Origin of the sequence: Streptomyces sp. NPDC088762, from assembly GCF_044750905.1 — a bacterium.
Classification (GTDB): Bacteria; Actinomycetota; Actinomycetes; order Streptomycetales; family Streptomycetaceae; genus Streptomyces.
In genome coordinates, this window is sequence record NZ_JBIVKT010000016.1 from 32,244 (window position 1) to 55,984 (window position 23,741).

Annotated in this window: 13 protein-coding genes; 7 read left to right on the forward strand and 6 right to left on the reverse strand. The window is 69.5% G+C overall.

Annotation, left to right across the window (positions count from 1 at the left end; all coding sequences use genetic code 11):
• The first annotated feature begins 8 nt into the window (after window positions 1-8).
• Window positions 9-419, forward strand: coding sequence for a hypothetical protein (locus tag ACIP5M_RS28685; RefSeq protein WP_401202093.1), 411 nt, complete (start codon window positions 9-11; stop codon window positions 417-419).
• A 97-nt stretch (window positions 420-516) separates the two neighbouring features.
• Here the strand turns inward: ACIP5M_RS28685 and ACIP5M_RS28690 are convergent, their stop codons facing one another.
• Window positions 517-5,526, reverse strand: a complete 5,010-nt coding sequence (locus tag ACIP5M_RS28690) for an FG-GAP-like repeat-containing protein (protein ID WP_401202095.1) — start codon at window positions 5,524-5,526, stop codon at window positions 517-519.
• A gap of 457 nt (window positions 5,527-5,983) precedes the next feature.
• Between ACIP5M_RS28690 and ACIP5M_RS28695 the strand changes: the two genes are divergently transcribed.
• Both ACIP5M_RS28695 and ACIP5M_RS28700 read left to right on the forward strand, forming a co-directional pair.
• Complete coding sequence (locus tag ACIP5M_RS28695) at window positions 5,984-13,192, forward strand: RHS repeat-associated core domain-containing protein (RefSeq protein WP_401202096.1); 7,209 nt, start codon at window positions 5,984-5,986, stop codon at window positions 13,190-13,192.
• 10 nt (window positions 13,193-13,202) lie between these two features.
• On the forward strand, window positions 13,203-13,568 hold the full coding sequence (locus tag ACIP5M_RS28700) for a hypothetical protein (protein WP_401202097.1): 366 nt from the start codon (window positions 13,203-13,205) through the stop codon (window positions 13,566-13,568).
• Window positions 13,569-13,677: 109 nt separating this feature from the next.
• On the opposite strand, the gene ACIP5M_RS28705 is transcribed toward ACIP5M_RS28700, so the two are convergent.
• Both ACIP5M_RS28705 and ACIP5M_RS28710 read right to left on the reverse strand, forming a co-directional pair.
• On the reverse strand, window positions 13,678-14,619 hold the full coding sequence (locus tag ACIP5M_RS28705) for a DeoR/GlpR family DNA-binding transcription regulator (RefSeq protein WP_401202098.1): 942 nt from the start codon (window positions 14,617-14,619) through the stop codon (window positions 13,678-13,680).
• Window positions 14,620-14,794: 175 nt separating this feature from the next.
• Window positions 14,795-16,234, reverse strand: a complete 1,440-nt coding sequence (locus ACIP5M_RS28710; RefSeq protein WP_401202100.1) for an NAD(P)H-quinone dehydrogenase — start codon at window positions 16,232-16,234, stop codon at window positions 14,795-14,797.
• Window positions 16,235-16,418: 184 nt separating this feature from the next.
• On the opposite strand from ACIP5M_RS28710, the gene ACIP5M_RS28715 reads away from it, so the two are divergent.
• The 3 genes from ACIP5M_RS28715 to ACIP5M_RS28725 all read left to right on the forward strand — a co-directional run bounded on the left by ACIP5M_RS28715 (window position 16,419) and on the right by ACIP5M_RS28725 (window position 19,486).
• On the forward strand, window positions 16,419-16,856 hold the full coding sequence (locus ACIP5M_RS28715; protein WP_362308388.1) for a gamma-glutamylcyclotransferase: 438 nt from the start codon (window positions 16,419-16,421) through the stop codon (window positions 16,854-16,856).
• Between the two features lie 135 nt (window positions 16,857-16,991).
• Window positions 16,992-17,798: a purine-nucleoside phosphorylase gene (locus ACIP5M_RS28720; protein ID WP_401202102.1), complete on the forward strand. Its 807-nt coding sequence runs from the start codon at window positions 16,992-16,994 to the stop codon at window positions 17,796-17,798.
• Window positions 17,799-17,836: 38 nt separating this feature from the next.
• A complete protein-coding gene (locus ACIP5M_RS28725) occupies window positions 17,837-19,486 on the forward strand; it encodes a phospho-sugar mutase (RefSeq protein ID WP_401202280.1) in 1,650 nt (549 codons plus the stop codon).
• Window positions 19,487-19,802: 316 nt separating this feature from the next.
• Here ACIP5M_RS28725 and ACIP5M_RS28730 read toward each other — a convergent pair whose 3' ends face one another.
• The 3 genes from ACIP5M_RS28730 to afsQ1 are packed head-to-tail and all read right to left on the reverse strand — an operon-like array spanning window position 19,803 to window position 22,592.
• Window positions 19,803-20,447, reverse strand: a complete 645-nt coding sequence (locus ACIP5M_RS28730; RefSeq protein ID WP_401202104.1) for a hypothetical protein — start codon at window positions 20,445-20,447, stop codon at window positions 19,803-19,805.
• The gene (locus ACIP5M_RS28735) at window positions 20,434-21,918 is read right to left on the reverse strand and encodes an ATP-binding protein (RefSeq protein ID WP_401202105.1); all 1,485 of its coding nucleotides are present in this window, start codon (window positions 21,916-21,918) and stop codon (window positions 20,434-20,436) included. Before ACIP5M_RS28735 ends, ACIP5M_RS28730 begins: the two co-directional genes overlap by 14 nt.
• Window positions 21,915-22,592, reverse strand: coding sequence for a two-component system response regulator AfsQ1 (gene afsQ1, locus ACIP5M_RS28740; protein WP_401202107.1), 678 nt, complete (start codon window positions 22,590-22,592; stop codon window positions 21,915-21,917). Before afsQ1 ends, ACIP5M_RS28735 begins: the two co-directional genes overlap by 4 nt.
• 191 nt (window positions 22,593-22,783) lie before the next feature.
• On the opposite strand from afsQ1, the gene ACIP5M_RS28745 reads away from it, so the two are divergent.
• Window positions 22,784-23,491 carry a SigE family RNA polymerase sigma factor gene (locus tag ACIP5M_RS28745; protein WP_401202109.1) on the forward strand — a complete coding sequence of 236 codons (708 nt, stop codon included), beginning with the start codon at window positions 22,784-22,786 and terminating at the stop codon, window positions 23,489-23,491.
• The last annotated feature ends 250 nt before the right edge of the window (window positions 23,492-23,741 follow it).

Genomic DNA, 23,741 nt, shown 5'->3' on the forward strand with positions numbered 1-23,741 from the left:
TTCCTACAGTGAGCATCGGCACCTTCGAACTCCCGCAGGAGATCGTGGGCGCCATTCTCTCGGGCTCCTGGACGTTCGAGCGGGCCGCCGGGTTCCTGACGGCTGCCGTGCCCGACCGTCCGACGGCCCAAGCGGTGCTGTACTCCCTGGAGGCGATGATTCGGGAGACCGGCCACTGGTGGGCCGAGACGCCCGAACAGGCCGCCCTCTACGGTGCCGGCCCGGTGGCCGCCGAGCAGTACGTGTCCGTCCCGGTGGCGGAATCGGTGCTCATCGGCGATCTCGGGTTCGACATGCCGCTGGCCCTGCACTACCGCCCCGGTGAGCCGGCCCCCCGGCTGATGTACCTGCCGGCCGGAGCTCCGGGTTGGATCGAGGTGGCACCGACCGTCCGGCCGCTGACCGACGCCCTGCGCTGACGTCTGCGAAGAAGACGCCGATCCTTAACGACGTCGGCCCCCAGGTCCCGAACGGGTCCTGGGGGCCGATGTCATGTGTGGCTCCTGCCGGTTACCGCTACCAGGTGCCTGCCGGTGCCGTCCAGCTCTTCACCGGAGCCTCGAAGCCGCCGTCGGTCTTGGCCTTGAAGCCGAAGATCGAAGTGGCTCCGGAGGAGTAGTTGTACATGATCGCGAGGTCGTCGCGACCGTCCTTGTTGCTGTCACCGGCCACCAGGTTCCCGGTGTTCTCCAGGTACCAGGAGTTCTCGCCGCTGTCCCAGCTCTTGAAGTCCTCGTTGACCCCGCCGTCGGGCTTGCCCGTCAGGGTGAACAGGGCCGCGCGGCCGTTGTCGTACCTGAACAGGATGGCGGCGTCGGCCCGGCCGTCGCCGTTGAAGTCGCCCGAGGTGAGCTTGGAGCGGTTGTAGTCCCAGTTGCCCGGGGTCCGGTACCACGACCGGAACGGGGCCGCGAAGCCGCCGTCGGTCTTGCCGAGCAGGGTGTACATCTCGACGGAACCGTCGCCGTGCCCGTACAGGGCGAGCATGTCGTCGCGGCCGTCGCCGTTGAAGTCACCGGCGACCTGCTTGGACTCGTTCCAGTACCACTCGCCCTGGCCCGAACGCCAGCTCGGGAAGGAGAGGTTGAAGGAGCCGTCCGCCTTCGACAGGAAGGTGTGGGCGCCCGTCGAGCCGCCGTGGTCGAACATCATGGCCACGTCGTCGCGCTTGTCCCCGTTGAAGTCGCCGGCGACCAGCTTGGCCCTCCCCGCGTCCCAGTTGCCCGCGGGGGTGTAGGCGCTGCGGGGCAGGGACGTGAAGGTTCCGTCGGCGTTGCCGAGGAACGTGAACATGCCGTTGGCGTCGTCGTAGTCGTACAGCGCGGCGAGGTCGTCGCGGCCGTCGTTGTTGAAGTCGCCGGCCACCCACTGCGACTGGCTGTAACGCCAGTTCCATGCGCCGCTGTTGAAGGCGAGGATGGGGGCACTGAATCCGCCACCCGTCTTGGCCAGCGCGACGTAGAGCGCCGTGGTGTCATTGCCGTAGTCGTAGACGGTGGCGATGTCGGACAGGCCGTCACCGTTGAAGTCGCCGCCCAGGTCGGTGCGCTTGTCCATGGTGCGGTCGGTCGCCTTGTGCTCGACGCTGACGCCCGTGGTGTGGTTGTGACGAATGTAGCCGCCCGAGAAGTCCTCGCGCGGGCCGCCGTAGACGTCGTACTCGTCCGACTGCGGGTAGCCCAGGAAGCTCTTCTCGGCGCCGAGGCTGACCCACTTCTCGCGGATCGTGCCGCGGACCGACCAGGCCTTGCCGGTGGTGGTCGTCCAGTAGATGGACGCCGTGTCGGAGGTCTGGCCGCGGTGGCGGAAGTGGTTGTACCGGCCGACGCCGTCGGGGTGGTTGGTCTCGTCGGTGGTCGGGTAGCCGAGCGCGCCGGCGGGGCCGCCGAGCTCGATGTACTTCCTGTAGATGGTGCCCCGGACGGACTGGCCGCCGAACTCCCACGTCCAGTAGATGGCGCCGCCGCCACCGCCGCTGAAGGTGCTGAACCAGCCGACATTGTCGAAGGTGAGGGCCTCGTCGGAGGTCGGGTAGCCCATGACGCCCCTCTCGGCGCCCAGGCTCATCCACTTCTGGCGGATGCCGTTGACGATCGTCCAGGCGCCGCTGCTCGGGTGCCAGTAGATGGACCCGTTGTCGCTGGTCTCACCGTCCTTACGGAAGTGCACGAAGCGGCCGACGGTGTCGGTGGACACGGTGATGTCGGTGGTCGGGTACCCCATGGTCGCCGTGCCGCCCTTGGCGAGGAACTTCGCCAGGATCGGCCCGCACAGCGAGCGCGGGGTGGTGGTACCGGGCTTGGTGAAGGACTGGCACTCGGTCCACGGCGTGCCGCCGAGGACCAGCTTGCGGCCGGGGCCGAAGACGGAGCCGCTGGTCAGGACGCGGCCCGGGAACTCGGTGATCTGGCCGTTGCCGTCGCGCGACCACAGGTCGGCGTAGCCGTCCTTCTCGAAGTCGCCGTCGGTCGTCAGGTGCGGGTACGCGGCGCCGGTGAACCCGGTGGCGATGGAGGTCGTCCGGACGGCCGCGTCGCGGTACACCGTCAGGTCGATCACCGCGGGCGACGTGTTGGTCGTCGTCTTCTTGCTCGTGTACTGGTGGATCTTGCCGCTGACCGTGTCGCGGGCCCAGATCTCGGGCAGCGCGTCGGCGTTCAGGTCGCCGGGAGACATGATCGTCATGTTCTGCCAGTCGGCGTTGCCGAGCAGGATCGGCTCAAAACCCGGGAAGTCGACGAAGCCGGTCGGCGTCCCGAAGTAGAGCCACAGCTCACCGCCCTTCTTGACCAGCATGTCGGGCACGTCGCTGTCGTCGATCTTGCCGTCGCCGACCGTCTGGTTGGGGAGGGGATCGTCGTTGACGCTGCCGATCGAGACGACCTGGTCGGCCTGCGCCCAGTGGTTGTTCGCCTCGTCAAAGGCCGACAGCTCGATCGCGTTCGCGTCCAGGGGCTGGAGGTCGCCGTCGCCCTTGCCGGGGTAGACCCACAGGCTGCTGCGGCTGGCGTCGCCGTTCTGCGGACGCAGGACGAGGAGGTCCTCGTAGAAGTCCTCGTTCCAGCTGTTGCGGTGGCTCATCGACTTGACGTTGCCGAAGGACGCGTGGTTCAGCTTCCGGGACAGGTCGAAGGAGCCGTCGCCCTTGCCCGGGTGCATCCACAGCTGGCCCGAGCCCGGGTCGACGCTCCACAGGTCGACGGTGCCGTCACCGTTGAGGTCACCGGGCTTGTCGCGGGTCGGCTGGCGCTTGGCGTAGAAGAGGTACGACTTCAGGTCCGAGCGGTTGCCGGAGGCGTCCAGGCTGCGGACGTACATCACCTGCGGGCCGGCCGTGGTCGGGGTGAACTTGACGTCCACCGAGCCGCCGACGGCGGCCGGGGTGGCCACCTGGACCTTCGGGTCGGACTCGGTCCACCACTCGTACTTGGTGATGTCGGTCTCGCCGCCGGAGGTCACCTTGAAGGTTCCCTCGGTACGGACGTAGCCGGTGGTGTCCGGGTTGTTCTCGGGGAACTGCACCGAGGACACGCCGGGCAGCGAGCTCGGACGGGTCGCGTCGATGGTGAACACGCACTGACCGGCCCAGGGGCCATCTGCCGTACCGTCGTTGCCGCGCACGTCCCACCGGTAGGTGTTGCTGCCGAGCGGTGCGGCGGGTATCCGCAGCTCGGCCATGTTGCCGCTGGTCACGGGGACCTTGGCGGTCTTCAGCGTGCCGTAGTCGTTCGCGTTCCAGTAGTGGAACTCGGCGGACAGCGAGTTGTCCTCGTTGTCGGCGATACGGGCACGCAGGACGACCTGGTCGGTCGTGCCGATCGGGGCGCCGCCGGTGCAGGGGACCGACGGGTCGGAGCTGCGGTCGTACGGGGTGACGGGCAGCGTGTTGAACTGGGTCGAGATGCGGGCGCTGTCCGGGTTGAACTTGCGCCACGACACGTCGATGGTGTCGGTGGCGGACTTCAGACCCAGCGTCCACGCGGGCCAGTGCCAGCGGGCGGCGTCGGCGACCGCGGAGGTCACGTTCATCTCGACGGTGTCGCCGTCGCCCGGGCAGTTGCGGCCGCCGTAGGACTCGCCGATGGAAGCGACCTTCCGCTTCCAGGCCGGCTGGTTGTTCCAGGTGGTGCCGCCGCCGATGGCGTCGGTGTCCCAGACCTCCAGCTCACCGGAGCTGCAGCTCCAGGAACCCGCGTACTTCTGCTGGATGCGGAAGGTGGAGCTGATGATCTGCTTGTCCCACAGGCTGCCCATTCCGACCTGGAAGAAGGTCTTGGCGCAGACGGTCCCGCCGTTGGCGGAGTCCTTGGCGCAGCCGACGCGGCCTTCCTTGCTGAGCGTGCCGCCGTTCCAGTAGTTGGTGTTGGCGGAGTTGGAGAAGGCGGTGTGCTTGTAGGCGATCGTCCAGGCCGACTTCCAGTCGTCCCGCCAGACGGGGTCGATGACGACCGGGTAGGTGGTCTCGGCCGCCGTGAGCAGCTTGTGGTCCGGCTTCAGGGTGAGCTTGGAACCCTTGAGGTCGACACCGAGGTCGGCCTCCTTCGCGCCGGTGGAGATGCCGTCGACGGCGGGCACCGGGGGAACCGGGGGGACCGCGCCCTGGGCGGCGGCGGCCTCGGCGGCCGGGGCGCCCTTGAGGGCGGAGGTCTTGGGGGCGGCGGTCTTCGGGTCCGCGGTCTTCGGGTCCGCCGTGGGCGTCGGGTTCGTCGCTCCCGCGGTGGCCTCGGGGAGGATCTTCTCGGCGCCGGAGTCCCACATCTGCGGCTTGGCGGCGCTGAACAGGGTCCTGCCGGCCGGGTCGACGGCGCTGAGCTGGCCGTTGGCTTCCTTCCGGATCGTGACTCCATTGCCTTCGAGGCCGAAGTCGAGGGTGGCGAGGGCCGGGTTCTCGGCGGCCTTGCGCGTCTTCACGACGATCTGGTGCGAGAAGCCGTTCACGTCAGCGGTGACGCGCAGGTCCACGCCGTCGAGAACGTTCGCGTACGTGGCGCTGTTGCCCTCCAGCTTCGGCGCGGGCAGCGCCTTGGGCCAGGTGAGGGAGACGTCGCGGCCGTCCTTGCGCATGGTGACCAGCGCGCCCGTACCGCCGCCGGAGAAGGACAGGCCGACTGCGGTGGCCGCGGGGGCTATCCGCCCGTCCGCCGCCTTCGCGAGCGTGGTGTCCGCGTCGACGAGCTGCCCGGCGCGGTAGACGCGTACCGGAACCAGCGCGTGGTTCGCGGTGAGCGTTCCGTCCGGGTTGGCCCAAACGTCGTCCGTCTCCGTGCGCTTGGAGTGGATCTCGACCGGCTTGCCGGACTTCTTCGCCTCGCTCTTCGCCTTCGCCTCGGCGGCGGCGTCGGTCAGCCGCGCCTTGTCATTGGCCTTGTCGGCGGTGGCGGCGTTGGGCGTGCCCGCGGCGGCGGCCGGCAGGCCGCCGAGCAGCGTCGCGGTCAGCGCGGCGGTCAGCACGGTGGCCGTGGCGAGCACGCGCGTTCTGCGGGAGGGCGGATCGTCGACGCGGGTGCGCGTCGGGAGTGGTCTCACTGACAGGTCCTCAAGGGTGATGCGGCGGCCGCGCCTGGGCGGCGACCGATGGCTGAGACGACCTCCCACCGATGGCTTGTTTTCGGCCATCCTGGCGATCGGTCTCCGACTGTTCGATTGATTTGTAGCAGTCGGGGGAAGAGTTTCCAGACAGAAGTCCTCGACGGACCCGCAGCATGATCAGGTCCTACAAAACCTCCGGCCAAACTTGGGCACCTTTCCCGTACAACCTTTTGGCGAGTTGCTGACCAGCGGACTTTTGTTGAGATTCCGTCAGCCTCCGCTCGGATCACCTTCGACGCACCGTCTGTCCGCTTGTTAAGTTCAGCGCCGTTGCCCATTAGCGCGGTGTCTTGAACCACCGCGCGTGACGGCTTGGAGTGTTCGAATTTTGAAAAGATCCCAGGCGCACGCTTTGCGTGCGCCTTTGAGGCGTGTCTGGCGGTGGCCGATACCGGTGCTGGCGCTCAGCATGCTGACCGCCGGTCTCACCGCGACCCCGGCCATGGCGGCAGGTTCCGACCTGAAGAAGCCGGGCCTGCAAAAGCTCACGAAGGTCGGCGGAGCCCCCGTCAAGGGCAAGCCCGCCGCGGGCCCCGCGGAGTCGCAGAAGAAGGCGTGGAAGACCTCCGCGCCGAAGATCGCCTGGCCGAAGGCCGGCACGGCGGAAATCGCCCTGCCCGACGCATCCGCCCCGCCGGTCGTCAGCCTGAAGTCGGCCCCCCAGGGCACGGCCGGTGCCTTCGCCCTCGGCCCGTCGAAGGCCCCGGGCAACCCCGTCAAGGCGGGCACGCTGCCGGTGACCTTCGCCGCGCTCCCGGCGTCGGCGGCAGCGGGCCCGAAGTCGGGTCTGAAGGCCGCCCCGCAGTCCGACGCGGCCGCAGCCGACTCGCCGGTGAAGCTGAAGGTCGACCTGCACGACCAGACGGCCGCCAAGAAGGCCGGTCTGGCCAACAGCCTGCTGCTGTCGGTCAAGCGCACCGACCCCGGCAAGACCGCGGCACCGGTCTCGGTGGAGCTGGACTACAACGCCTTCAAGAACGCCTACGGCGGCAGCTGGGGTTCCCGGCTCCGCTTCACGGCGGTCCCCACGTGTGCGCTGACGACACCGAACAAGCCCGAGTGCAAGGGCAGCTTCCCGGTCACCACGAAGAACGACCCGGTAACCGGCAAGCTCGTCGCCACCTTCATGGCGCCCGCCTCCTCGGCCCCGGCGCCGACCGCATCCGAGCAGGCCGACATGCGCCTGTCCTCGGCCAGCTCGGTGAACGCGACCGCCGCGACGACCGGCAGCATGACCCTGGCCGCGAGCCCGGGCGCCGACGGCGCGAACGGCACGTACAAGGCCACCTCGCTGAACCCGTCGGGTGCCTGGCAGGCCGGCGGCTCGGCGGGTGACTTCTCGTGGTCCTACCCGATGGACATCCCCGCCTCCCTCGGCGGCCCGAGCCCCTCGCTCTCGCTGGGCTACTCCAGCGCGCAGATCGACGGTCGCACCTCGGCCTCGGCGCAGCAGACGTCGTGGGTCGGTGACGGCTGGGACCTGGCCTCGAACTACATCGAGCGCGGCTACGTCCCGTGCAGCCAGGACAAGCTGGCCGGCTCGGGGTTCAACAACCCGAAGGACGACACCGGCGACCTCTGCCACGGCGCTCCGATGGTCACCCTGTCGCTGAACGGCGGCTCCCAGCAGCTGGTCCTGGACGACACCACGAAGAAGTGGCGCCCGACGAAGGACGACGGTTCGCGGGTCGAGCTGCTCCAGGGTGCGTCGAATGGTGACAAGGAGGGGGATCACTGGCGGTTCACGAACCCCCAGGGCATCCAGTTCTACTTCGGCCTGAACAAGGTCCCGGGCTGGGTGTCGGGCAAGCCGGTCACCAACTCGACGTGGAATGTCCCGGTCTACGGCAACCAGCCGGGTGAGCCGTGCTACAACGCGACGTTCGCCGACGCGGTGTGCGACCAGGCCTACCGCTGGAACCTCGACTACGTCGTGGACCCTCGCGGCAACGCGATGACCTACTGGTACCAGAAGGAGGTCAACTACTACGGCTCGAACTACAAGATCGCCGGTGGTTCGACCGCCCGCGCGTATGACCGTTCGGGCTGGCTGGACCACATCTCCTACGGTCTGCGCAACGACAACCTGTTCGTTGAGGCTCCGGCCCAGGTCAACTTCACCGTCGCCGAACGCTGCCTCGTCACGGCGACGTTCGACTGCGACCCGGCAAAGCTGAAGCCGGAAGTCGCGTGGGACATCGCGAAGAACTGGCCTGACACCCCCGGTGACCAGCTCTGCGCGGCAGGCGAAGAATGCAAGGGCCGGTTCACGCCGACCTTCTTCACCCGCAAGCGCCTGACCGAGATCAGCACCTCGGTCTGGAACGGTTCTGCGCGCAAGCCCGTGGACTCCTGGAAGCTGACCCAGGACTTCCCGATGACGGGCGACGGCACCGACTACCCGCTGTGGCTCGGCGAGATCAAGCACACCGGCAAGAACGGGGTCGAGACCCCGCTGCCGCCGGTGAAGTTCCGGGGCAAGCAGCTTCCCAACCGGGTCGACGGTGCCTCGGACGGCAAGCCGCCGTACCTGCGCTACCGCATCGAAGCGATCGACAGCGAAACCGGTTCGACGATCCTGGCACATTACAAGGATCCCGAGTGCCGGGCGGCGGACCCTCGTGTGATGCCGGCCTCGCCGGAGACGAACACGCTGCGCTGCTACCCGGTGGTCTCGGAGATTCCGGATCCGAACGATCCGGCGCACGAGAAGAAGCTGTACGTCACCGACTGGTTCCACAAGCACGTCGTCGACTGGGTCCAGGAAGAGGACCGCAACGGCAACTCGCCGACGCGTCGCACCGAGTACCAGTTCATGGGAAGCCCCGCGTGGGCGTTCGATGACGAGACCGAGATGATGCGGCCCAAGACGCGCACCTGGTCTCAGTGGCGCGGCTACGAACGGGTGCGTACCTTCATCGGCTCGGCCCCGGACAAGCGCTCCCAGACCGAGACGCTGTTCTTCCGAGGCCTGGACGGTGACAGGGCAACGCCTGCCGGCGGCAAGAAGTCGGTGAAGGTCACCGACTCCGAAGGCAATCAGATCGCGGACCACCGCCTCTACGCAGGCCAGACCCGCGAGGTCCTGGCCTACAACGGTGAAGGCGGCGCCCTCGAGGCAGCCACCACCTACACCCCGTGGATCTACGGCCCCACCGCGACCCGCCTGCGCAAGGGCGCGGTCCCCGAGGAGGACATCGAACCGCAGCAGTCGTTCGTCGAGCAGACGACGAACGTCAACTCCCGCATCCTGCTCTCTGACGGCCGCGGCTGGCGCCGCACCGCGATGGAGACCAAGTACGACAACCGTGGCTTCGCCCAGTCGGTGTCGAACCTGGGCGATGTCGCCGATCCGACGGACGACAGCTGCACGCGTTACGAGTACGACTCGGACGAGACCCGCTGGATCATCGCCCGCCAGAAGCGGGTCGAGACAGTTGCCAAATCCTGCGCTGCTACCGACGTCAAGCGTCCCGAGGACGTGACCACTGATGCGCGGATGTACTACGACGCCGCTGGCAATCTGAAGTCCACCGAGTCGTTGTCCGGTTACGCCAACGGCAACCCGGTCTACCAGGCAGACGGCAGCGCCACCTTCGACACCTACGGCCGCCCGAAGACCAGCACCGATGTGTTCGGCAAGGTCTCGAAGATCGACTACACGCCGGCCTCCGGCCAGATCGTCACCAAGGTCGTGTCCACCAATTCGGCTGGTCACACCCAGACGACGGAGACCGATCAGGGCCGCGGCTCGGTCCTGGCCAAGCAGGACACCAACGGTCGCCGTCAGGTCATGCAGTACGACGGCCTCGGCCGGCTGCTGAAGGTCTGGTCCCCGGACCGCGACCCGCTCTCGAAGTCCCCGGACGGCGAGTTCTCCTACGACGTCCGCACCGACGGTCCGGTCGTCATCAGCAACAAGTCCCTGCTGGATGACGGTACCTACCGCACCAGCTACGACATCTACGACAGCAGCCTGCGCATCCGCCAGACCCAGATGGAGGCCTTGGGCGGGGGTCGGCTCATCTCCGACACCTTCTACAACAGCCTCGGCCAGGTCTGGAAGAGCAACGGCGCCTACTACACCGACGGAGCACCCTCCGGCGTCCAGTGGGCCCCGACGGACAACCAGGTCCCCTCCTCCACGGTGACCGAGTACGACGGCTCCGGCCGCTCGACCGCCCAGATCTCCCGCAAGTTCGGCGTGGAGACCTCCCGTACGACCACCTCCTACGGTGGCGACAACATCACCGTCGACCCGCCCAAGGGCGAAACCCCCACCCGGGCCTTCCTCGACGGCGCCGGCCGCAAGACGGAACTCCGCTTCTTCCGCTCCGACTCCCCGACCGGCGCCTACGACAAGACGACGTACGCGTACAACCAGCGCGGCGCGCTGGAGTCGGTCGTCAACCAGGCCGGCGACAAGTGGGGCTTCGAGTACGACATCCGCGGTCGCCAGACCAAGCAGACGGACCCCGACAAGGGTACGACGACGATGACGTACGGCCAGGGCGACCGACTCGCGACCATCACGGACGCCCGGGGCAAGACCATCGCCCCCGAGTACGACGAGCTGGGCCGCGTCATCGCCACCCATGAGGGTTCGGTGACGGGACCGAAGCTGACCTCAGCCACGTTCGACACCCTGCCGGGTGCCGTCGGCTTGCCCGTGTCCTCGACGCGGTACGTCAATGGCAACGCCTACACGCAGGAGGTCACGGGCTACGACAGCGAGTACCGCCCGACCGGGACGAAGATCACCATCCCGTCCTCCGAGGGAGCCCTCGCTGGTTCCTACACCTACTCCACCGGCTACAGGCCGAACACCGGCCTGCCCGCGTGGACCAATCAGCCCGCCGTAGCCGGCCTGCCCGCCGAGCTCACCAACATCAAGTACAACCACCTCGAACTGCCCACCATCATGGGCATCCAGGGCAGAACCTTCGTCGGCAAGGTTGACTACTCGCCCATGGGCGATGTCCTGCGCACGGAATCCGGCCCCGCCGGATCCCAGGTCTACTCGACGCACTTCTTCGACGAGCAGACCCGTCGGCTCACCCGCACGGTCAACGACCGAGAGATCTCGCCGAGCCGGATCAACGACACGTCGTTCCAGTACGACGCCGTCGGCAACATCCTGAAGGTCACCGACAAGGAGGGTCCGGAGGCCTCTCCGACCACGGACACCCAGTGCTTCGCGTACGACTACCTGCGCCGCATGAGCGAGGCGTGGACCGCGACGGACGACTGCGCGGCCCAGCCGAATGCCTCCGGCCCCGGTTCGAAGCCGCAGGTCGGCGGCCCGAGTGCCTACTGGAGCTCGTACAGCTTCGACGCTGCGGGCAATCGCACCAAGGAGGTCCAGCACTCCCCGACCGGTGACCTCACCAAGGACGTCACCCGCACCTACACCTACGGCACCCCCGGCCAGGCCGGCGCCAACAGGCTGCAGAAGGTCGACACCACCGGACCCGGCGGTGCACGCACCGAGTCCTACGGCTACGACGAGGCCGGCAACACCAAATCCCGCACCATCCAAGGCGACACCCAGAACCTGGAATGGAATGCCTCGGGTCAACTGGCGAAGGTGACGAAGGGCACCGAGTCGACGGAGTTCGTCTATGACGCAGACGGCAATCGCCTGATCAAGCGCGAGCCGTCCGGCACCACGCTGTACCTGCCGGGCACTCAGGTGAAACTCACGGCAGCGGGCAAGCTGGAGGGCACGCGGTACTACGCCCACCCGGCCGGTCCGGCAATGGTCAAGACGGCCAAGGACGGCGTCATCACGACGTCGTACCTGATGGGCGACCAGAACGGCACGGCGACCACCGCCGTGGACACGACCACTTCTGCGGTCACCCGCCGCAAGTTCATGCCTTACGGCGAGGTGCGCGGCGCGGCCCCGTCCATATGGCCGGGCAAGGCGAACTTCGTCGGTGGCGAACTCGACGAGTCCACTGGCCTGGTGCATCTCGGTGCACGAGAGTACGACCCAGCGACGGGCCGATTCCTGTCAGTTGATCCGGTGATCGACTACAACGAGCCCAAGCAGATGAACCCGTACGTCTACGCGAACAACTCGCCGGTGACGTTCAGCGACCCCAGCGGCCTGTCCATCGCACCGCCCGTGATGCCCATCAAGGACTTCACGGACGCCGAAGCCGCCTGGGCCAACATGATCCAGGGCAAGAGCGCCCTGGACATCGCCCTTGAAGTCGCCATGGGCATCCTCAAGGACGCCTCCGGCTACAACGACATCCGCGACTGCCTCGGCGGCGACTGGGGCGCCTGCGCCGGACTCGCCCTCGACGCAGCACTGCCCTTCGCAGGCCGCGCCAAGCGCATCCTCAAGGCACTCGACCGCGCCTGGGAAGCCTTCAACAGCTGGGCACACAAGCTCGCCCTGGCACGCGACATCCTCCGCCGGGTCGAGCGCTACCAGCAGGCCATGGCCAAGTACGCCGAGGACCTCGCCGAATGGAAGCGGCAGATAGAGGAAGCCGCCGAACGCGCGAGAAAACTGGAGGAAGAAGCCGCAGCAGCCAGAAGAAGACTCCAAGAGGCAGCAGCCGCAGCCGCCAAGAAGGCCGACGAGGCCAAGGCCACAGCCGCCAAGCAGGGCAAATCCTCCGCGACGAAGGCCAAGAAGGCCGACGGCGACGGCAAGGCGTCCAAGTCCGCCGAGACGAAGAAGGGCGACGGCCCGAAGAAGTCCTCGGGTAAGGACAACGACTCCGGCGGCGGGTCTGAGGGGTCCGGAAAGGGTGCGGCTCCGAGCTGCAACACCAACAGCTTCGTACCCGGCACTCAGGTCCTCATGGCCGATGGCACCACCAAGCCGATCGAGGGGGTGAAGAACGGTGACCAGGTCCTGGCCGGCGACCCGGAGACGGGCGAAACCAGAACCGAGACGGTCACCGCCGAGATCAAGGGCCAAGGCGTCAAGAACCTGGTCGAGGTCACCATCGACACCGATGGCGACAGAGGCACTGCCACAGCCTCTGTCACCGCGACCGACGGCCACCCCTTCTGGGTGGAGGAGCTGGGAGAGTGGGTCGACGCGACACACCTGAAGTCGGGTGAGTGGCTCCAGACGAGCTCGGGTACGTACGTCCAGATCGCCGAGGTCAAGCGGTGGACGGCTTCGTCGGCCACAGTCCACAACCTGACGGTCACCGACCTCCACACGTACTACGTGGTGGTGGCGGCGGCCCCGGTGCTGGTCCACAACTGCAAGCTCGGCCCGTACAAGGACAACGGGCTGCCCGCGGGCGACGTAAACCTTCGCCGCTCCGCAGAGGCAGGCGGTGAGAAGTGGAACTTCAACACCGGCCACAGCTTCAGCCGGGCGCACCAGCCGGGAACCCCTCGCGAGAACTTCCTCGCTCGCGACACGGATCTCAATCCGGACGAGATCGAACAGGCGATCGTGACGGACGTCCACATGTGGAGAAGCGAAGGCGGCGTCGTGCCTGTCATGGCAGGCAAGGCGCCAGAGATCCGGGAAGTCGAAGTCCGGGGCTTCAAAGTGGGCTATAAGGTCGGCATTTCGGCCAAGGATGGTTCATTCCAGGTTCCGACCTACTGGCACAACCGCTAAGGGAGGCGCTTTGTCGAGGCTCACCGCGTTGGCAAAAGAGATGATCCAGACGATCTCGGAGGGCGACATCCGTCGCGTTCGGGAAGCGGAATGGAAATTCACCGAATGCGTCACGTTCGCCGACGCTGACGAGATCCTGTCCATGCTGCACGAAGTCATGGACGAGGAGTGGATGGCCATGATGCCGTGGGCACGGAACTTGTCGTACCGGCTGGCCTGTCTCCAGCGTCCCGACGATCCTGCACTCCTGCGGGAGGCCGGACTGGATCTAGACGCTTTCGGGCCCGACTGGGATGACATCGCGGCGGGCTTGATGCAACGCGCTGATCAATTGGAAGCCGAACGAGACAAGCATTCGGATTCCGAAAGTGGCTGATCTGTCTCCCCTGTGACGAACAGGTGCCAATTGACACATCAGGGGGCGGTCGGCCGGGGAAACCCGGTCGACCGCCCCTTTTTGGCGCGAGTACTGCGTGCGCACGCCCCTACCGCCGCCGCATGTCCGCCACCCTCGCCCGGTCCCCCGGCTGGGGTTCCGGCATCGGGGCCGCGCTGCGGAGTTGGGGGCCGCCTCGGCGCTGGACCGGGAGGGGGGTGTCCCGGCGGGGGCGGCGGCCCGGCATGCCGTCCACCGGGGTCGCCGCGGAGGCGCCCGCCACCGTGATCTGGACTCCCTGGTCCGCCAGGGCCTGGAGCTCCGTCGCCGCGCGTTCGTCGTGCGGCGGGGGCTCGTCCGTCACCAGGCGGGTCATCACGTCCGTCGGCACCGTCTGGAACATGGTGTCCGTGCCGAGCTTCGTGTGGTCCGCCAGGACCACCACCTCCGCCGCCGCCTGGACCAGGGCGCGGTCCACGCTCGCCGACAACATGTTGGAGGTCGACAGGCCGCGCTCGGCGGTCAGGCCGCTGCCCGAGAGGAAGGCGCGGGAGACCCGCAGCCCCTGGAGGGACTGTTCGGCTCCGCTGCCCACCAGCGCGTAGTTGGAGCCGCGCAGGGTGCCGCCGGTCATGACGACCTCGACCCGGTTGGCGTGGGCCAGGGCCTGCGCCACCAGGAGGGAGTTGGTGACGACGGTCAGGCCGGGCACCCGGGCGAGCCGGCGGGCCAGCTCCTGGGTCGTGGTGCCCGCGCCGACGACGACGGCTTCGCCCTCTTCGACGAGGGAGGCCGCCACGTCGGCGATGGCGGTCTTCTCCGCCGTCGCGAGATGGGACTTTTGCGGGAAGCCGGATTCACGGGTGAACCCGCCCGGCAGCACCGCACCGCCGTGCCGGCGGTCGAGGAGTCCTTCGGCCTCCAGTGCCCGCACGTCCCGCCGTACGGTCACTTCGGAGGTCTGGACGACGCGGGCGAGCTCCCGGAGCGACACCGCTCCGTTGGCCCGCACCATTTCGAGGATCAATTGGCGACGTTCTGCAGCGAACACGAAACTGACAGTAACCCCAACGACCGTCTGGTTTCAGCTCCTTGCGCCGGAATACCGAAGTTGTCCATATGGCCGGGCGACTAGTGGTATACGCAGCCCGAGGACTGGGTGAACACCCGGCCACAGGACGCCCAGCCGCCCCAAATCCCTTGATGCATGGGGCGGTTGGGGCGGATCAGGCCTCCCCGGCCGCCTTGCGCGTGTGCAGCTGGCGGGCCACCTCGGCGATCGACCCCGACAGGGAGGGGTACACCGTGAACGCGTTTGCGATCTGCTCCACCGTCAGGTTGTTGTCGACCGCGATCGAGATCGGGTGGATCAGCTCGCTCGCCCGCGGGGACACGACCACACCGCCCACGACGATGCCGGTGCCCGGACGGCAGAACAGCTTCACGAAACCGTCCCGGATGCCCTGCATCTTGGCCCGCGGGTTGCGCAGCAGCGGGAGCTTGACCACCCGGGCGTCGATCTTGCCGGCGTCCACGTCGGCCTGGGTGTAGCCGACGGTGGCGATCTCCGGGTCGGTGAAGACGTTCGACGACACCGTCTTGAGGTTCAGCGGGGCCACCGCGTCGCCCAGGAAGTGGTACATCGCGATGCGTCCCTGCATGGCGGCCACCGAGGCCAGCGCGAAGACGCCGGTCACGTCGCCGGCCGCGTACACGCCGGGCGACGACGTACGGGAGACCTTGTCGGTCCAGATGTGCCCGGACTCCTTGAGCCGGACCCCGGACTCCTCCAGGTTCATGTCCTTGGTGTTCGGGATCGCGCCGACCGCCATCAGGCAGTGGGTGCCCGAGATGACCCGGCCGTCGGAGAGGGTGACCTCGACCCGGTCGCCGACCCGCTTGGCCGACTCGGCACGGGAGCGGCCGATCACGTTCATGCCGCGCCGCCGGAAGACGTCCTCGAGGACGGCGGCCGCGTCGGGGTCCTCGCCCGGCAGCACGCGGTCGCGGGAGGACACCAGCGTCACGCGGGAGCCGAGGGCCTGGTACGCGCCGGCGAACTCGGCGCCGGTCACGCCGGAGCCGACCACGATGAGCTCCTCGGGGAGCTCGTCGAGGTCGTAGACCTGGGTCCAGTTCAGGATCCGCTCGCCGTCGGGCATGGCGTCCGGGATCTCGCGGGGGGTGCCGCCGGTCGCGATCAGCACGGCGTCGGCGGTCAGGATGGTCTCCGTACCGTCGGCGGCGGTGACGATGACGTCCCGCGTGCCGTCGATGCCCTGCGGGCCGCCGAGCTTGCCGCGGCCCCGTACGACGCGGGCGCCGGCCCGGGTGACGGAGGCGGTGATGTCGTGCGACTGGGCGAGGGCGAGGCGCTTGACGCGCCGGTTCACCTTGCCGAGGTCGACGCCGACGACGCGCGCGGCCTGCTCCAGCGGCGGGGTGTCGTCCGCGACGACGATGCCGAGCTCCTCGTACGACGAGTCGAAGGTCGTCATGACCTCGGCGGTCGCGATGAGGGTCTTGGACGGTACGCAGTCGGTCAGGACCGAGGCCCCGCCCAGGCCGTCGCAGTCCACGACGGTCACCTCCGCGCCGAGCTGGGCCCCTACCAGGGCCGCCTCGTACCCGCCGGGTCCGCCGCCGATGATCACGATCCGGGTCACGAAAACTCCGCCTCACGTCTACCCGGCCGGCTGCCGCCCCGGCCGGTGGTCCGGGGGGTCTCCCCGGGGGATGCATTCCGTGCCCCATTGTCCCGCACGCTTCAAGGTGCTTCTCCCCCGGTCCGGCCATCCGGGCGCCGTCCGGGCACGCGGCGGGCGCCGACCCTCCCGTACTCTCGACCCCATGTCGCTCTACGCCGCGTACGCCGGCAACCTCGACCCGCGGCTGATGACGCGCCGCGCTCCCCATTCGCCGCTGCGCGGCACGGGCTGGATCAACGACTGGCGGCTGACCTTCGGCGGCGAGCAGATGGGCTGGGAGGGGGCGCTGGCGACGGTCGTCGAAGCCCCGCGCCACCAGGTCTTCGTCGCCCTGTACGACATCGCGCCGCTGGACGAGGACTCCATGGACCGGTGGGAGGGCGTGGGCCTCGACATCTACCGCCGCATGCGGGTGCGCGTGCACACGCTGGACGGCGAGGAGGCGGCCTGGGTGTACGTCCTGAACGGCTACGAGGGCGGTCTGCCCTCGGCGCGCTACCTGGGCGAGATCGCGGACGCCGCCGAGTCCGCGGGCGCACCGCACGACTACGTGATGGAACTGCGCAAGCGCCCCTGCTGAGCCGCCCGCGGGGCGGGCTCCCGCCGCCGTAACGCCCGTCCCGGAACGATTCGGCGGAAACGACAAGGCAACGATCCGAACACCGTGAGCTGTGCCATCTACGCGCGTAGGCTCAGAGCGGCTACGCTCGTCTGCGTGAACGCATCTGTTACCGACCCCTTTGCCGACGCCTCCGCCGCAGCCGCCCGCCTGCGTGAGCTGACCGGCGCCGAGACCCACGATGTCGCCCTCGTCATGGGCTCCGGCTGGGCCCCCGCCGCAGAGGCGCTGGGCACCCCCGAGGCCGAGTTCCCCGTCACCGAGCTGCCCGGCTTCCCGCCGCCCGCCGTCGAGGGCCACGGCGGCAAGATCCGCTCGTACAAGATCGGCGACAAGCGTGCGCTGCTCTTCCTGGGCCGGACCCACTTCTACGAGGGCCGCGGCGTCGCCGCCGTCGCCCACGGTGTCCGCACCGCCGTCGCCGCCGGCTGCAAGACCGTCGTCCTGACCAACGGTTGCGGCGGCCTGCGCGCCGGCATGAAGCCCGGTCAGCCGGTCCTGATCAGCGACCACCTCAACCTGACGGCGACCTCCCCAATCGTCGGCGCGAACTTCGTGGACCTCACCGACCTGTACTCGCCGCGGCTGCGCGCGATGTGCAAGGAGATCGACCCGACCCTCGAAGAGGGCGTGTACGTCCAGTTCCCCGGCCCGCACTACGAGACCCCGGCCGAGATCAACATGATCCGCGTCATGGGCGCCGACCTGGTCGGCATGTCCACCGTGCTGGAGGCCATCGCCGCCCGCGAGGCCGGCGCCGAGGTGCTCGGCATCTCCCTGGTCACCAACCTGGCGGCGGGCCTGTCCGGCGAGCCGCTGAACCACGAAGAGGTGCTCCAGGCCGGCCGTGACTCGGCCGCCCGCATGGGGACGCTGCTGACCCAGGTTCTCGCCCGCATCTGAGTGACCGTACGAGAAGTAAGGCGGAAGTAGTGCAGGAAGTGCAGGACGACCTGATCGCACGGGCCCAGGCGTGGCTGGCCGAGGACCCGGACCCGGAGACGGCGCAGGAGCTGGCCGCGCTCATCGAGGCCGGTGACACGGCCGCCCTCGCGGACCGCTTCTCCGGAACCCTCCAGTTCGGCACCGCCGGACTGCGCGGCGAGATCGGCGCCGGCCCGATGCGGATGAACCGCTCCGTGGTCATCCGGGCCGCTGCGGGCCTCGCGGCCTACCTGAAGGCCCAGGGCCACGCCGGCGGCCTGGTCGTCGTCGGCTACGACGCGCGCTACAAGTCCGCGGACTTCGCGCGCGACACCGCGGCCGTGATGACCGGCGCCGGGCTGCGCGCGGCCGTCCTGCCCCGCCCGCTGCCGACGCCCGTCCTGGCGTACGCCATAAGGCACCTGGGCGCCGTCGCCGGCGTCGAGGTGACCGCGAGCCACAACCCTCCCCGGGACAACGGCTACAAGGTCTACCTCGGCGACGGCTCCCAGATCGTGTCCCCGGCAGACGCGGAGATCGCGGCGGAGATCGACGCGATCGCCTCGCTGGCCTCGGTCCCCCGCCCGGACTCCGGCTGGGAGGAGCTCGGCGACGAGGTCCTGGAGGCCTACCTGGCTCGTACGGACGCGGTCCTGACCCCGGGCTCCCCCCGTGGCGTGCGGACCGTCTACACGGCCATGCACGGCGTCGGCAAGGACGTCGTGATGGCGGCCTTCGCCCGGCACGGCTTCCCGACGCCGGTCCTGGTCGCCGAGCAGGCCGAGCCCGACCCGGCCTTCCCGACGGTCGCGTTCCCCAACCCGGAGGAGCCGGGCGCGATGGACCTGTCCTTCGCGAAGGCCGCCGAGACCGGGCCGGACATCGTGATCGCCAACGACCCGGACGCCGACCGCTGCGCGGTGGCCGTCCCGGACGACGCGTCGGCCTCCGGCTGGCGGATGCTGCGCGGCGACGAAGTCGGCGCGCTGCTGGCGGCCCACCTGGTGCGCAAGGGTGCGCGCGGGACCTTCGCGGAGTCGATCGTGTCCTCCTCCCTCCTCGGGCGGATCGCGGAGGCCGCGGGCCTGCCGTACGAGGAGACCCTCACCGGTTTCAAGTGGATCTCCCGGGTCGAGGGACTGCGCTACGGGTACGAGGAGGCGCTCGGCTACTGCGTGGACCCCGAGGGCGTCCGCGACAAGGACGGCGTCACCGCCGCGCTGCTGGTGGCGGAGCTGGCCTCGGAGCTCAAGGAGCAGGGCCGCACGCTGACCGACCTGCTGGACGACCTGGCGCTGGCACACGGCCTGCACGCCACCGACCAGCTGTCGGTGCGGGTCTCGGACCTGTCGGTGATCGCCTCGGCGATGGCCGCGCTGCGCGCGGAGCCGCCGGTCTCGCTGGCGGGCCTGCGGGTCACCTCGGCGGAGGACCTCACCCGGGGCACGGCGTCCCTGCCGCCGACGGACGGCCTGCGGTACTACCTCGACGGCGACTACAAGGCCCGGGTGATCGTCCGGCCGTCGGGCACGGAGCCGAAGCTGAAGTGCTACCTGGAGGTCGTGGTGCCGGTGGGCGGAGCCTCGGATCTGGGGCCGGCCCGTGCGCGGGGGCGGGAGCTCCTGGACGCCATCAAGAAGGACCTGGCCGCCGCGGCCGGGATCTAGCGCGCGCCTCGTATGGCGACGGCCCCCTGAGCCCCCCGGCCCGGGGGGCCGTCGCCGTATCCCTGCGGGGCCGGTCCCCTACCCGCCCTTCCACCCGTTCCCTGGGGCTCCGCCCCAGACCCCGCGCCTCAAACGCCGGCGAGGCTGGATGTGGCTGCTGCCGCCCGCCTGGCGAAGCTGGATGGCCCGCAGGGCAATTCCAGCCCCGCCGGCGTTTGAGGCGCGGGGGTCCGGGGGCTGGCCCCCGGCAACGGCGCCGCACCCAGCCTACGACGGAGGCACAACCAGCCCCGCCGGCGATTGAGGCGCGGGGCCGTCAGTGGGGTGTGGCCCCCGCGGAGGCGGACGGGCGGACGATTTCGCCCAGGGTGGGGACCGACTCCGGGCGGGAGCGGACCGCGTCCGTGCACTCCCACGCGCGCGGCGGATCCGCGTCCGGGCCGCCCAGGACCACCGGCCCCGGGCCCGCCGACACGGCGTCGTTGCCCGCCAGCGTGCACACGATCTGCGACAGCGCCACCGGCGGCAGGTCCTCCGGCTTACGGCTCAACCGCACCGTGCCCGCCGGATCCCCCGACCTCGGCGCGACCGCCGTCAGCCCGGCCGGGACCCCGGTCGTGAAGCCCGCGTCCCGCTCCTCCGCGGACGGCGTCCGCTCCAGCGCCTCCAGCAGCGCCTGCGCGACGAGCGCGACGGGGTCCTTCAGCACCCGCTTCTCCGGTACCGGGACCACCCGCTCCACGCCCACCAGCTGCGATCCGCAGACCAGTTCCACCGTGGCCCGGAAGCCCTGCACCCCGCCCTGCCCGCTCGGCTGCGCCGGGGTGTCGCACGACACCCGCGAGGGCGCCGGACCCACGTCCACCGGAACGGTCGTCGCCCTGATCCCGCACCCGGAAAGGGCCCCCGAGAGCAGGACGGACAGCAGCACCACCGCCGGGAGGGAATTACGCCTCGTCACCCGCGATCACCTTCCCCACGTCCACCGGCAGCCGCAGCGTGAACAGCGCCCCGCCGCCCTCCACGTTGGAGGCGGTGATGTCACCGCCGTGGATGTGCGCGTTCTCCATCGCGATCGACAGGCCCAGCCCGCTTCCGTCCGACTTCGGACGGGACGCGCTCGCCTTGTAGAAGCGGTCGAAGACGTGCGGCAGGACCTCCTGCGGGATGCCCGGTCCGTTGTCCTGGACCGCGATCACCAGCCACTCGTCTTCCACGACCACCGAGACCCGCACCGGCGAGCCGCCGTGCTTGAGCGCGTTGCCGATCAGGTTGGCCAGGATGACGTCGAGGCGGCGCGGGTCGAGCCGCGCCACGATGCCGCGCTCGGCGTCGAGTTCGACCGCGTCGAGCCAGGCCCGCGCGTCGATGCAGGCCGTGACCTGGTCGGCGACGTCCACGTCGTCCAGCACCAGCCGGGCCGTGCCCGCGTCGAAGCGGGTGACCTCCATCAGGTTCTCCACCAGGTCGTTCAGCCGCCGCGTCTCGCTCACGACGAGCGCCACCGCCGGTGCGATCATCGGATCGAGGTCGTCGACCTCCTCCTCCAGCACCTCGGCGACCGCCGTCAAGGCCGTCAGCGGCGTGCGCAGTTCGTGCGACATGTCCGCGACGAAGCGCCGGCTCGCCTCCTCCCGCGCGCTCATGTCGGCGACCTTCTTCTCCAGCGCCTCCGCCGTCTTGTTGAAGGTGTGCGAGAGGTCGGCGAGTTCGTCCGTACCCGACACGTCCAGCCGGTGGTCCAGCTCCCCCTCGCCCAGCCGGCGCGCCGCGTCGCCGAGCCGCTGCACGGGCTTGAGCACCGTACGGGCCGCGGCCTGCGCGAGCAGCGCGGAGCCCAGCAGCGCCAGCCCCGTAGCGATCGTCAGCGACCAGGCGAGCGCGTTGAGGTCGTCCCGCTCCTGCGCGAGCGACTTGTACATGTAGCCGGTCGGCCCGCCGCCCACGATCCGCGTCCCGCCGACCAGGTACGGATTGCCGCGCGGCTTCGTCCGCTGCCAGTACACGTGGTATTCGGAGTCGTTCGCCGACGTCGTCTTCTGCCGGTCGTTGACCGCGTTCTGGAGGGACTTCGGTACGTCGGACAGCCTGAAGGCGTCCGGCCCCGCCTGGCCCGCCACCTGACGGCCGTCCTTGCGCTGCTGCACCAGCAGCACGCTGTAGACGGGGCTGCTGCCCGCCATCAGCTCGGCGGTGCGCTGCATCTCCTCGGGCGTCGGGTCGGCGGGCAGCGCGGCGGCGCGGTCCTGCATCTCCTGCCGGAAGTCCCCGAGGGCGGCGTCCTGGGTACGCGTCAGGACGGCCTCGCGGTTGAGCCAGTACGCGATCCCGGACGCGGAGACCGCGGCCGTCAGTGCGACCAGGGCGAAGACGACGAGGAGCCGCAGCCGCAGGCTGGTCCAGCGCCGGCCCGCGAGCAGCGCGCGGATCACTGCGGGTTGTCCAGGCGGTAGCCGACGCCGCGGACGGTCCGGATCAGGGTGGGCGAGGACGGCACGTCCTCCACCTTGGCGCGCAGCCGCTGCACGCAGGCGTCGACGAGCCGCGAGTCGCCGAGGTAGTCGTGCTCCCAGACGAGGCGGAGCAACTGCTGGCGGGAGAGGGCCTGTCCGGGACGGCGGCTCAGCTCCAGCAGCAGGCGCAGCTCGGTCGGCGTGAGCTGGAGGTCCTCGCCGTTCTTCGTCACCGTCATGGCGGCTCGGTCGATGACGAGGGAACCGAAGCTCGCGGAGTCGCTCGACTCCCGCTCGCCGCGGCGCAGCACGGCCCGGATGCGGGCGTCGAGGACGCGCCCCTGGACGGGCTTGACCACGTAGTCGTCGGCGCCCGACTCAAGGCCGACGACGACGTCGATGTCGTCGTTGCGCGCGGTGAGCAGGATGATCGGCAGCTGGTCGGTGCGGCGGATGCGCCGGCACACCTCGAAACCGTCGATCCCGGGCAGCATGACGTCCAGCACGATCAGATCCGGCCGCTGCTCGCGCAGCAGTTTCAGGCCGTCCTCGCCCGTCGCCGCGGTGGCCACACGGTGGCCCTGGCGAGACAGGGAGAGTTCGAGGGCCGTGCGGATGGCGTCGTCGTCCTCGATCAGCAACAGGAAAGGCACGGGCTCATTCTGTCCCATCGGCCGTCGGGAGTTCGACCGTCGGGGGCACGGGATCTGACGGAGGTCGCTGTGACAGGGCTGTGACAGTCGGCGGACACCCCGGTTAAGTCGGCGGGGCACTCTTCTATCAGCGAACGAAAGCACGGAACCGAACACCGAAACCCAGCAGACTCCACGACGGGGGGCGCGAGATGAACACGCTGCACAGCACCACGACCAGCGCGGTTGTCACGCGGCTGCACGATGTGAACCGTCGGGCGGGTGTCCGTTCGGTGACGGTCTCCCGGACCCGGCCGGCACACGTGGTGGCCATCGACGCGAACACGTACCAGGCCGCCGCCACCGGCTCTTCCACCTCTTCGGCCGTCTCCTCCTCCTCGGAGGCGGAGTTCACGGCGTACGTCCAGGAGCGGCGGGCCGCGCTGTACGCGACGGCCTTCCACCTCACCGGCGACCGGCACGAAGCCGAGGACCTGCTGCAGAGCGCACTGTTCTCGACGTACCGCGCCTGGGACCGGATCAGCGACAAGGCCGCGGTGGGCGGGTACCTGCGGCGCACCATGACGAACCTGCACATCAGCGCGTGGCGCCGGCGGAAGCTGAACGAGTACCCGACGGAGGAACTGCCGGAGACGGCGTCGGACACGGACGCGATGCGCGGTACGGAACTGCGCGCAGTGCTGTGGCAGGCGCTGGCCCGCATCCCGGAGCCGCAGCGCACGATGCTGGTGCTGCGGTACTACGAGGGCCGCACGGACCCGGAGATCGCGGAGATCCTGGGGATCAGCGTCGGCACGGTGAAGTCGAGCATCTGGCGGTCGCTGCGGCGGCTGCGGGACGACGAGGCGCTGAGCTTCGGCCGTGACGAGGCGGAGTCCTTCGAGGAGCTGGTGGCGTAACGGCCACCCGAAAACCATCGGGCCGGGGGGCCCGTCCCCACGGGGGTGGGGCGGGGGCCGCGGGGGGAAAAGGCGGGATCATGCGGCCGGGGGTCCGCAGGATCCCGCCTTTTCGCGTGCCTTCTCCTTTACGCGCCGCCCGCACGCTCGGCCCTGGCGGCCCTGCGCCGATGGGCTGGGGGTACGCGCCGCCCGCATGCTCTGCCCTGGCGGCCCTGCGCCGATGGGGCCGCGCTCACCGCGCTGAGTC

Coding starts and splice junctions, on each gene's coding strand:
- ACIP5M_RS28715 (WP_362308388.1), top strand. CDS start 16,419: ATGTCGCTCTACGCCGCGTACGCCGGCAACCTCGACCCGCGGCTGATG.
- ACIP5M_RS28745 (WP_401202109.1), top strand. CDS start 22,784: ATGAACACGCTGCACAGCACCACGACCAGCGCGGTTGTCACGCGGCTG.